Annotated in this window: 9 protein-coding genes; 5 read left to right on the top strand and 4 right to left on the bottom strand. The window is 39.3% G+C overall.

Features of this window, described 5'->3' with window-relative positions; genetic code table 11:
* Nucleotides 1–154: 154 nt before the first annotated feature.
* Nucleotides 155–1432, bottom strand: coding sequence for a small ribosomal subunit Rsm22 family protein (locus tag ACKI5B_RS00725; protein WP_407425036.1), 1278 nt, complete (start codon nucleotides 1430–1432; stop codon nucleotides 155–157).
* Nucleotides 1433–1570: 138 nt separating this feature from the next.
* On the opposite strand from ACKI5B_RS00725, the gene ACKI5B_RS00720 reads away from it, so the two are divergent.
* Genes ACKI5B_RS00720 through ACKI5B_RS00710 form a run of 3 tightly spaced genes read left to right on the top strand, consistent with a single transcriptional unit; the run spans nucleotide 1571 to nucleotide 6398 of the window.
* Nucleotides 1571–3364 carry a putative bifunctional diguanylate cyclase/phosphodiesterase gene (locus tag ACKI5B_RS00720; protein ID WP_407425035.1) on the top strand — a complete coding sequence of 598 codons (1794 nt, stop codon included), beginning with the start codon at nucleotides 1571–1573 and terminating at the stop codon, nucleotides 3362–3364.
* Between the two features lie 49 nt (nucleotides 3365–3413).
* Nucleotides 3414–4667, top strand: a complete 1254-nt coding sequence (locus ACKI5B_RS00715; protein ID WP_407425034.1) for an OmpA family protein — start codon at nucleotides 3414–3416, stop codon at nucleotides 4665–4667.
* Nucleotides 4668–4724: 57 nt separating this feature from the next.
* Nucleotides 4725–6398 carry a RecQ family ATP-dependent DNA helicase gene (locus ACKI5B_RS00710; RefSeq protein WP_407425033.1) on the top strand — a complete coding sequence of 558 codons (1674 nt, stop codon included), beginning with the start codon at nucleotides 4725–4727 and terminating at the stop codon, nucleotides 6396–6398.
* On the opposite strand, the gene ACKI5B_RS00705 is transcribed toward ACKI5B_RS00710, so the two are convergent.
* Complete coding sequence (locus ACKI5B_RS00705; RefSeq protein ID WP_407425032.1) at nucleotides 6310–6543, bottom strand: hypothetical protein; 234 nt, start codon at nucleotides 6541–6543, stop codon at nucleotides 6310–6312. The genes ACKI5B_RS00710 and ACKI5B_RS00705 overlap by 89 nt on opposite strands.
* A 62-nt stretch (nucleotides 6544–6605) precedes the next feature.
* On the opposite strand from ACKI5B_RS00705, the gene hisH reads away from it, so the two are divergent.
* Nucleotides 6606–7241: an imidazole glycerol phosphate synthase subunit HisH gene (gene hisH / locus ACKI5B_RS00700; protein ID WP_407425031.1), complete on the top strand. Its 636-nt coding sequence runs from the start codon at nucleotides 6606–6608 to the stop codon at nucleotides 7239–7241.
* Nucleotides 7235–7999, top strand: a complete 765-nt coding sequence (gene hisF, locus ACKI5B_RS00695) for an imidazole glycerol phosphate synthase subunit HisF (RefSeq protein ID WP_407425030.1) — start codon at nucleotides 7235–7237, stop codon at nucleotides 7997–7999. The genes hisH and hisF overlap by 7 nt, the downstream gene beginning before the upstream one ends.
* Here hisF and ACKI5B_RS00690 read toward each other — a convergent pair.
* Together ACKI5B_RS00690 and ACKI5B_RS00685 are read right to left on the bottom strand one after the other, a co-directional pair.
* Nucleotides 7956–8348, bottom strand: coding sequence for a VanZ family protein (locus ACKI5B_RS00690; protein ID WP_407425029.1), 393 nt, complete (start codon nucleotides 8346–8348; stop codon nucleotides 7956–7958). The two genes, hisF and ACKI5B_RS00690, sit on opposite strands and share 44 nt — an antisense overlap.
* A 4-nt stretch (nucleotides 8349–8352) precedes the next feature.
* Nucleotides 8353–10222 (bottom strand): acyl-CoA dehydratase activase-related protein (locus ACKI5B_RS00685; RefSeq protein WP_407425028.1); only part of this gene is annotated, 1870 nt, incomplete at its 5' end.

Raw genomic sequence — 10222 nt, 5'->3', positions numbered from 1 at the left:
CTGGGATATGATTTCAAGCAGCTGATTCGATTAATGAACACCTAAGAAAAAAAACAATTAACGAAAATCTACAAAATTCATTTAACATAAAAAAGGCTGCCCTTTATTGAAAATATTTCAACTTTAAGGACAGCCCCTTTTTTTTAGCTTTTTTTTAAATATGTATGATTAATGCGCCCGATTTTTTATCCCTTTCGGTAAGATTTTCGGGTGTTTTTATTTGCAGCAGCTCACCGTTTCTGGGCTGAATATGGTTTTCATCAACAGCAAGCAGCATTCCGAACTGACTGCAGGCATAGTAACCGGATTTGTGGAGTTCCGGCAGTCTGATAAAGTCTGAAGCAATCCGTATAAAAGTTTTTTCGTTTTGTCTGGAAGTTTCTTTTTGTTCTGATTTCTGTGCGAGAATAAAACTTAAGCCGGCTCTTTCTTTTGGTAATCCGGCTTTTTCGGAAAGTTTTAATAAACGTGCGGGAGCAGAATCGGTATCAAATGCAAAGTTGCACCATTTTGCGTTTTTGCCATATGAATTGACTGTTTTACCGTTCGTTCTTCCTGACATCGGGCAGGTCTTTGCATGAGGACATGGTGAAACCGGTAAATAATCTTTTTTGATTAATGAGTCGCGCATAAGCGTAACAAATCTTGCTGAATGAGGATCACCCGGTTCTATGAGTAAAACGGTGGAGTCATCATCTTTGAGATAAGAAAGAAGTTCATTTGTGTATTTTTTTGCAAGAAAGTCTGTCGGCATTTCATTATTCTGGATAATTTCATTGAAAACGTTTGCACAGGTAATAAAATCAGCCTTTTCTTTGATTGAAGTTCCAAGTGCTCCCTTTATACGCACGATTTCCCATGCCTGACCTTCTTCGATTTGGGAAAGTTTTTTTGCAGCGATTGAAAGATATAAATCTTCACCTGCGGCAAGTGCTGTCTGGCTTAAATCCATGCAGTACCATTTAATTTTTTTTGAACGCAGTTCGGGCCTTGAAAGCCACAAAGCAATTACAGATGTTAATGTTCCGCTGCCAATATCTATAGCGACTGGATTTTCTGATTTTGTGAGTGAATTGAATGAAATCTTTGGAAGATTTGCAAAAAGGCGGGTCATTCTGACTAAATTCCACCACATAAAATAACTGATATACGCACTGATTGAGGAAGCTTCGTTCATATATCCTAAACGGCGGGAATTTCTTTCATCAGTCAGTTTGTGAGAAAGATTTTTAATGGCTCCATAAAGTGAAATTTTCTGTTTGCCGCTTAAGTTTCTAACATTTCCGGCAATATCATCAAATTTTTCGAGAATTTCGTTTGCTTCTCTGGAAATATTTTCGGAATTAAACATTTCCCGTCGGATAGAAACAGGATTTTTTCGCAGAGACTTTTCTTTTCTGTAAGTATGTGACTGTTTTCTTTCTTCTTTCATTTATGATTATTAGAATATCATAAAGAATAAGTAAATTCTATTTGCTGCATACTAATTTTTTACTCAGGTTATACCGATATTTAAGTGAAGCATTTTTTTTGCAGATGCTATATTTAAAAATAAACGGAAGCACTTTTGATGAAAGATAAAGATTACAAAGAAGTACTTGAGAGAATTTTTACGCCGATAGTTGTTCTCATTTCTGAAAATGAAAACACTGATTTAAAAAATACAAAAGAATCTGATATTGCACAGAATTTCTCTATTCATTTTATGAATGAAAGTGCCGTTAAAAATTATGGCAGTCTGCTTAAAGTTGGAGACACAGCTGCAGAATGTGTAGAAAAGCTTTCAAAAGATGTAGACTGGTATAAAATGGCCTGTACGTGCAGTCAGGAAAAAAAATTACAGGAAATAACTTTTTATTCAACTAACTGTCATGTCTGGATAAAAGTTACCATGAATGCAACAAATTCAGGTTTTATTTTAATTTCTGCAATTAACATCGAAAAAGAAAAAGAACGCGAACAGCAGCTTTTAAGGCAGAATCTTCGGCTTGCAGCTTTGACTGATGAACTTTCTCTTTCACGGGAAAATTTAAAGACAAAGCTTGAGAATATTAATTTTCTTAATGAACAGCTTGAATTTCATGCATATCATGACGCAATGACAGGGTTGCCAAACCGCCAGAAATTTAAAATTGATTTTGAAGAATGGCATAAAGAAGCAGATGAAAATGAAGCGCGTTTTGGTTTGATTTTAATCGATCTGGATAATTTAAAACTTATAAATGATGCACAGGGACATTCTGAAGGGGATGCTGTAATCTGTCATACTGCTGATATTTTAAAAAGATTCAAAAAAGATTATCTGAAAGTTTACCGCTATGAAGGCGATGAATTTATCATCATGATGAATAAAATAAATTCTCCTGATACGATTTTAAATGCCGGGGATTTGCTTCTGGAATTAATGAATGAAGAAGGAATTGATTTTTCCGGAGGAATTGCACTTTATCCTGATGATGCAAAAAATTCTGAAGATCTGTTAAAATTTGCAGATATGGCAATGTATGAAGCCAAGCGCAAAGGAAAAAATGATATCTGTTTCTTCAAATCTGTAATGTGCGAACGCTTTATGGAAAAAATTGCCATTCAGACAAAGCTTGATCAGGCACTTGGAAATTATGTATTCCAGCTTTATTATCAGCCGCAGTTTGATGTTATTACAAATAAACTCAGGGGGTTTGAAGCTTTACTTCGCTGGCATGATGAAGAATTAGGCTGGATTAATCCGGAGCATTTTATTCCGATTGCAGAAGAAACCCGGCTTGTTATTCCGCTTGGAGACTGGATTCTTGAAACAGCCATCCAGACATTAAAAGAATGGCAGAAAAAATTTGATTTTGACGGAATAATGAGCGTAAATGTAAGCCCAATACAGCTTAAAAAACAGACTTTCCTGTTTGATTTACAGCAGTTACTGGTGAAGCATAAAATTAAACCTGAAACTCTCGAAATTGAAATCACAGAAGGTGTTTTCATTGATAATAAAAATGAAGTTATTGAGCTTTTAACGCAAATCCGTGATATGGGAATCGGGCTTTCGCTGGATGATTTTGGAACCGGATATTCGAGCCTGAGCTATCTGCAGAAACTTCCGATAACAACTCTTAAAATTGATAAGTCTTTTATTGCAAATATTACTGATGAAAGTGGTATTGAAGCAAATATTACTGATTCAATTATTGCAATGGTCACAAAAATGGGGCTGGATACAATTGCTGAAGGTGTTGAAAAAGAAGAACAGCTTGAAATCTTAAAAGCAATAAACTGTAAAAATATTCAGGGATTTTTAAAAGGAAAGCCGATGCCAAAAGAACGCTGCGAAAAGATTCTTAACGGTGATTATGATCTGGCAGACCATCTTTGATATGTGATGAGTAACTGACAGAAAGAAAATTACATGGAGGTAATTTTTTATGAAATTTAAAACACTTTGCAGTATTTTTCTGATTTTTATCTCTTTTCAGCTTTTTTCCAAGTCTGATTCAACTGAAAAATTTCTTAGATTTAAATTTAAAAACGGTGATAATTACCGCGTTCTTTCTACTGTAAATGAGACTGTAAAAGTAAACGGAAGATTGAATCATGTTGCTGAAATTGTAAACAGGGTTTCAGCCAGAATTACTGAAGTTGATAAAAACGGACGCGGTTTTAACGAAGCTACTTTTATGACAACAGAAAATTCGACCTCATCAAATTCAAACGGAACTTTGACTTACGGTGAAGAATATGAAAGCAGATACTGGCGTGATGAACGCGGAATTTACGAAATCGGAAAAGAATATTTTATGCCTGTTGTCCGGGATGTTCCGGTTTTGCCTGAAAAAGCTGTAAAACCCGGCGATGTCTGGACTGCAAACGGACATGAAGCACACGATTTACGTCGTTCTTTTGCAAACAACGAACCTTATAAAGTTCCCTTTACTGCAACTTATACATATCTGCGCGATGAAGAAGGAGTTTCTTCTGATTCAAAACACGAAAAAAAGACTTTTCAGGTTTTGCAGGTGAAGTACACACTTTCTTTTGAAAGCCCGATGCCTGAAAATGTTTATGAATTAACAGACGATTTCCCTGTTTCAACTCTGGGCTATTCAAATCAGACAATCTGGTGGGATAACGAAAAAGGTCAGATTGATCACTATACTGAAGATTTCAGAATCATGATGGAAACATATCTCGGCAATCAGTTTGATTTTACCGGAAAAGCTCATGCAGAAGTTACTGATTTTGAGAGAACTGCAACTGACAAAAACCTTGCTGAAGTTCTTGAAAAAGTAAAAGACCTTGATTTACAGGATGTTTCTGTTACTAAAAGCGAAAAGGGGCTTACGATTTCTGTAGAAAACATTCAGTTTAAGCCGGATTCAGCAGTTCTTCTTGAAAGCGAAAAGCAGAAAATCAAAAAAATTGCAAAAATTATCGAAAATTATCCGAATGACCTGCTGATTTCAGGACACACAGCTCTTGCAGGCACTCCAGAAAGCTGTCAGCAGTTGAGTGAAGAGCGGGCGGATTCTGTTGCTAAATATATGATTCAGCTTGGAGTCCGTGATAAATATCACGTCTTTACCCAGGGATTTGGCTCAAGAGTTCCAATTGCTTCAAATGCTACAGAAGCCGGAAAAGCAAAAAATCGCCGCGTAGAAATAACAATCCTCGATAAATAATTCAAAATCATTGCCGTAAAATGCACTTTTTCGCCTATAACTAAAAGAGGTGAAAATATGGCAGAAGTTGAACGAATTTCTTTTGATGGAAAAGGTGTTGCAGAGCTTTCTGACGGCCAGCTTTTTGATGCAGATAAGGCCGTCGAAGCTGCAAAAAATGATTTTCATGTAGATTTTCTGTTTCCGTGGCAGAGGATGGTAATCTCAAATATCATCGATACGGAGAAGTATCTTTTAGAAGACGAAAATTTTTCAAATCATACAGATGATGATGAGCTTTGCCGCGGCAGGCAGATTGTAATTCTTCCGACAGGGGCCGGAAAATCCATGTGCTTTTTAGTTCCGGCCCTGCTTTTACAGGGAGCAACTCTTGTAATATATCCGCTTCTGGCTTTAATGAGCGACCAGAAAAGGCGAATGGAACAGGCAGGAATCCGGTGCATCGTTTTTAAAGGCGGTCTTTCAGATAAGGAAAAACAGGAAAATTATTCAGCACTTTCTGATAGAGAAAATCCTGTCCGGGTAATTATTGCGAACCCGGAAATTTTACAGAGTGAAGAACTTCTTGAACATCTTTCTAAAATAAAGATTTCACATATTGCGATTGATGAAGCTCACTGTGTTTCTGAATGGGGGGATTCTTTCAGACCTTCTTATCTGGAACTTGGAAAAATCATAAAACGTCTTGAATGTAAACTGATTACGGCTTTTACTGCCACGGCAAGTAAAACTGTTTTAGACAGAATTGCAGAAATTTTATTTGATGGAAACTATCATCTTCTTAGAGGTGCAAGTGACAGGGCGAATATTCATTATGAAGTAAAATATGCCTATGCCAAGAAAAAAGCTGCATTAGAATGTGCTCTTTTAATGAAAAGGCCGATGATAATTTTCTGTGGTACCCGCCGCAGAACAGAAGAAATGGCCAGAGTTTGTGCAGCATACTTTGGAAGAGAAAAAGTAAGATTTTATCACGCAGGCATGACAAAAGAAGAAAAATCTGCTGTAGAAAAATGGTTTTTTGATTCAAAAGAAGGAATATTAACGGCAACCTGTGCGTTTGGCATGGGAATTGATAAGGCAGATATTGCAAGTGTTGTCCATTTAGATGCGCCTGAGCACATGGAAGCCTTTGTTCAGGAGGCAGGAAGGGCCGGACGTAACGGAGAAAATGTAAATTCAGTTCTAATCTGGAATCATGCTGATTTTGTACGATGGCGGCAGGCAAAAGAAGGCAGCCGTGAAAAGGCCTTAGGAAATTTTGCTTTAAGTAAAACCTGCCGCCGTCAGAATATTCTGGATTATCTTGGAGCAGAACAGGCTATGTGTTCAGGCTGCGATATTTGTGATGCAGAGCAGAAAGGGCTAAAAATCAGTTATACTGCCTGGGACTCTGAATATGCATACAGTTTCATAAAAAAGAACCGCAGACTTTACAGCAGGGAAGAATCTGTTAATGAATTGACAGAGCGTTTTAATGCGAAAAAATTAAAAAAATTTGGAATTAACGTGTGGGAAACAAAAGATACCGCAGAAATTTTATCACAGCTTCTTTCAGAACAAAAAATCAGAATCTGCGGCACTTTCTGGAAGGGAAAAGTTGATATCACAGGACACAGAAAGAAAAAAAAGCTTATATCGTTTATTCCTCGTCATTTCCTGCATCATCTCCACTTTCTTCGCCGGAAGATTCAGCTGGGGCAGGAGCGGCTTGTACAACTGTTTTCTTAGCTTTTGGAGTTTTCGGCTTTTTCCGGTAACGCACGATGTATGCACACAAATCCATAAAAAGAAAAACAATTACAGCCGTAATAATCACGCGTTTATCAGAGAGGACAGCTTTTATAACAGGCATAAAGTCATTTGTATTCATCATATAGTTAAATTGTCGGCAGATTTGAATTGAGAATTTATCATCTTTATGCTAAAGTCATTCGCATGGTAGGAATTGTTGATTACAACGCAGGCAATATAAAAAGTGTTGAACGCTCTCTTGCTTTTTTAAAAGCAGAATACGTTCTTTCAAAAAATCCAAAAGATTTAGAAAAATGTGACAGGCTTATTTTCCCGGGCGTAGGCGAAGCAAAATATGCAATGGAACAGCTTAAGCTTACAGGTTTTGATTCATTTTTGCGTGACTGGGCACAGGCCGGAAAGCCTTTGACAGGCATCTGTCTTGGAAGCCAGATTATTTTTGAATATTCTGAAGAAGGCAATGTTGAATGTCTAGGTCTTTTAAAAGGCACAATCCGCCATTTTGAAAACGTCTGGAAAGACTGCGGCACAAACTCTGAATTAAAAGTTCCTCACATGGGCTGGAATAATCTTGAATACGTTAACGGTTCTTCTCCGCTTTTTAACGGAGTAGATTCTAAATCAGATTTTTACTTTGTACATTCCTATTTAATTCAGCCGTCAGACGAAAGCATTGTAAAAGCATACGCAGACTACGGCTGTAAAGTTCCGGCATGCGTTTCACAGGGAAGTATTACCGCCTTTCAGTTCCACCCCGAAAAAAGCGGACAGGCCGGGCTTAAGATTTTAGCAAACTACATCGGGGGCTCATCATGTTAAAAAAGAGAATAATTGTCTGTCTGGATGTAAAAGACGGCAGAACTACAAAAGGTGTTAAATTCCAGAATAATATCGATATCGGCGATCCTGTCGAAATGGCAAAAAAATATTACGAACAGGGTGTTGATGAGCTTGTCTTCTACGACATTATGGCTTCTGCGCGCGGACGTGGCCCGATTCTAGATTTAATTTCGCGCGTTGCAGAACAGGTTTTTATTCCGTTCTGTGTCGGCGGTGGAATCGGCTCAATCGAAGACATCCGCTCAACAATTCTGGCTGGTGCAGAAAAAATCAGTCTTAACTCACAGGCCGTTAAAAATCCGGACCTGATTCGTGAAGGAGCCGGAATTTTTGGAAATCAGTGCATTGTTCTGGGAATGGATGCTGCAAAAGACAGTGAAATGCCTTCCGGTTACAGAGTTTACATTAACGGAGGCCGGGTAAAAACTGATTTAGATGCTCTTGAATGGGCAAAAAAAGCTGTTTCTTTGGGCGCAGGCGAAATCGTCTTAAATTCGATTGATGCTGACGGTGTGCGGCAGGGATACGAACTTAACATTACACGAATGATTGCAGAAAACGTAAGCGTTCCTGTAATCGCTTCTGGCGGCGGCGGAACCCCGCAGCATCTGGCAGATGTTCTGACAGCCGGCAAAGCCGATGCAGCCTTAATTGCAAGCATGGTTCATTCAATGGGTTACACTGTTGAGGGAATCAAGCGCGATCTGAACGCTCTCGGTGTTCCTGTAAGGCTTTAAGAATCTTTGTCATAAACCATACAAAGACAGCAGCCCCCAAAACAGCTCCTGTTGTGTCAGAAAGCCAGTCTAAAGCAGAGGGCTCGCGTCCTGACGTAAAACTCTGGTGAATTTCATCGGTAACTGCCCACAAACTGATAATGAGAGCGGGCAGCCAGATTTTTCGATAAGATTTTATATTACAGGCAAACGCCACCCAGAAAGAAAAACCTGCAAAACAGATAAAATGAACAAGTTTATCTGCATTCCAGAATCCGGGCATATACTCAATATGCTCCTGAGAAGACAGATAAAAATTACATCCGGCGATAAAAACCGCCGGAAGCCACTTCAGAAGTTTTTTATGCATGGATTTAACTTACCCTTGATTTTTCGTTCATAATCAGCATCTGCAGGCGGTTTTCTACATTTGCAAAACTTGTGTCCGGATCAAGGTCGAGAGGAAGAATCTGCACGGCAGGGAATTCTTCCTTTACCTTTTTCATGATTCCGCGTCCGCAGATGTGATTCGGCAAACATCCGAACGGCTGCAGAATGACGAATGACTGAACTCCACGCAGAGCATATTCTTTGATTTCGCCCGGAATGAGCCAGCCTTCACCGGAAAGGAAGGTGCGGTTCATAATCTGGTCTGTTTCGGCTGCAAGAACAGGAAGCGGTGTTGCCTTTACAAAAAGCGGATGACGTGCCGCTTCTTTTTCGCAAGTGTTTTGTGCTTTTTCGAACAGTTTTTCTGCAATGCGGTCAAAAATTGCATTTGCCTTTTTGAATTTTACATTCAAATCTTTTGATTCAACTACACGTGCATAGAAATCTTTTCGGAAAACATTCGCCATTCGAGGCAAAATCACTTCCATTCCGTTTTCTTCAAGATAGCGCTCAACATGAAAATTCGAGCCCGGATGGAAAGTGACAAGATATTCTCCGGTTACAAAAACACGAGGCCGTGGATTTGATTTATCGTATTTAATCTTGCAGAACTTTTCGATTCCCCGCTTGTATGCTTTGAGTGCAGAACGGATTCCTTTATCGATGCCTTTTGAAATATCTTCAATTACTTCATCAAAAATGCGGTTTGTTTCACCTTTATTGAGCTCATAAGGGCGAATCTGCCTTCTCAATTCTTCAAGCATATCCATCATCGTGATTACCCAGAGAGTTCGGATATTGAAAAGCGCACCTAAACGGAAGCCCGGATGCATTTCTTTTGAGTCAATCGGGTCTGTAGAAACAATCGGAACCTGATTAAAGCCTGCTGTGTCTAAGGCACGGCGAAGCAAAGCAGAATAATGAGAAAGCCGGCAGTCGCCCTGATATTTTGCCATACCGATTGCAACTTTATCTAGCGGATACTTTCCGCTTTGAAGGGCAGAAATTGCCTCGCCGATTACCATCTGGGCAGGAAAACATGTGTCGTTGTGAACATATTTTTTTCCGACCTGAATCTGCTGATTTTCGCCCATTGAAAGAGGTACCGCACGAAGTCCCTGCTTACACAGAACGCCTGAAAGCAGCTTACAGAAAGCGGCAGAAACATTTGGAATTAAGACAGTTCGCATTTCAAGGTCTTTTTTTCCGAATTTCTGTTTGTATGCATCGCCAAGTTCTGTGAAAGGCAGGTTTCCTTTTTTGGCACGGCGCTCTGCAATCGTTTCAAGGAATGATTTTACGCGGATATTGAGCGAATTTGCAGCCCCGCCTTCATCAAGTTTTAAAATCAGCGGAGATTTGCCTGAAGTTTCGTTCATAATGCGGATAATTTCGTCGGAAAGAATTGCATCGTGACCGCAACCGAAACTTACAATCTGGACGTATTCAAGTGCCGGAGAACTGGCAGCCAGAAGCGCCCCCGAAAGCATTCTCGTGTGGAAATTATTCGTGACTTCAGCACGGGTATAGCGGAGATCTACATCATTCAGCTCAGGAAGAGAATCAACAGTGAGAACCGGAATGTACTGTTTCGTAAAGACGCGCGATAAATCGTGGCTTACAAGAGCGTCGGTGTGATAAGGACGACCTGCAAGTACTACTGCAAAACTGTTTTCCGCCGTCACTTTATCGATGATTTTCTGACCTTCTTCCCGCAGTTTTAAGCGGAAAGAAAGAATCGCTTTTTCTCCCTGAACAAATGCCGCCTCAACTTCATTTTTTGAAAGCCCGTAGTTTTCTGTAAAATACGAAATAATCTGATTTTTACGGTCAATTTCAAGTCGGATCGTAGCC

It is taken from the genome of Treponema sp. (assembly GCF_045657965.1).
GTDB lineage: Bacteria > Spirochaetota > Spirochaetia > Treponematales > Treponemataceae > Treponema_D.
Note: the sequence above shows the minus strand (reverse complement) of the source record. Positions and strands in the feature narration are given on the sequence as shown.

What these genes read in the sequence shown, in the direction of transcription:
- ACKI5B_RS00725 (WP_407425036.1), bottom strand. Translation starts at nt 1,432, where the DNA reads ATGAAAGAAGAAAGAAAACAGTCACATACTTACAGAAAAGAAAAGTCT.
- ACKI5B_RS00720 (WP_407425035.1), top strand. Translation starts at nt 1,571, where the DNA reads ATGAAAGATAAAGATTACAAAGAAGTACTTGAGAGAATTTTTACGCCG.
- ACKI5B_RS00715 (WP_407425034.1), top strand. Translation starts at nt 3,414, where the DNA reads ATGAAATTTAAAACACTTTGCAGTATTTTTCTGATTTTTATCTCTTTT.
- ACKI5B_RS00710 (WP_407425033.1), top strand. Translation starts at nt 4,725, where the DNA reads ATGGCAGAAGTTGAACGAATTTCTTTTGATGGAAAAGGTGTTGCAGAG.
- ACKI5B_RS00705 (WP_407425032.1), bottom strand. Translation starts at nt 6,543, where the DNA reads ATGATGAATACAAATGACTTTATGCCTGTTATAAAAGCTGTCCTCTCT.
- hisH (WP_407425031.1), top strand. Translation starts at nt 6,606, where the DNA reads ATGGTAGGAATTGTTGATTACAACGCAGGCAATATAAAAAGTGTTGAA.
- hisF (WP_407425030.1), top strand. Translation starts at nt 7,235, where the DNA reads ATGTTAAAAAAGAGAATAATTGTCTGTCTGGATGTAAAAGACGGCAGA.
- ACKI5B_RS00690 (WP_407425029.1), bottom strand. Translation starts at nt 8,348, where the DNA reads ATGCATAAAAAACTTCTGAAGTGGCTTCCGGCGGTTTTTATCGCCGGA.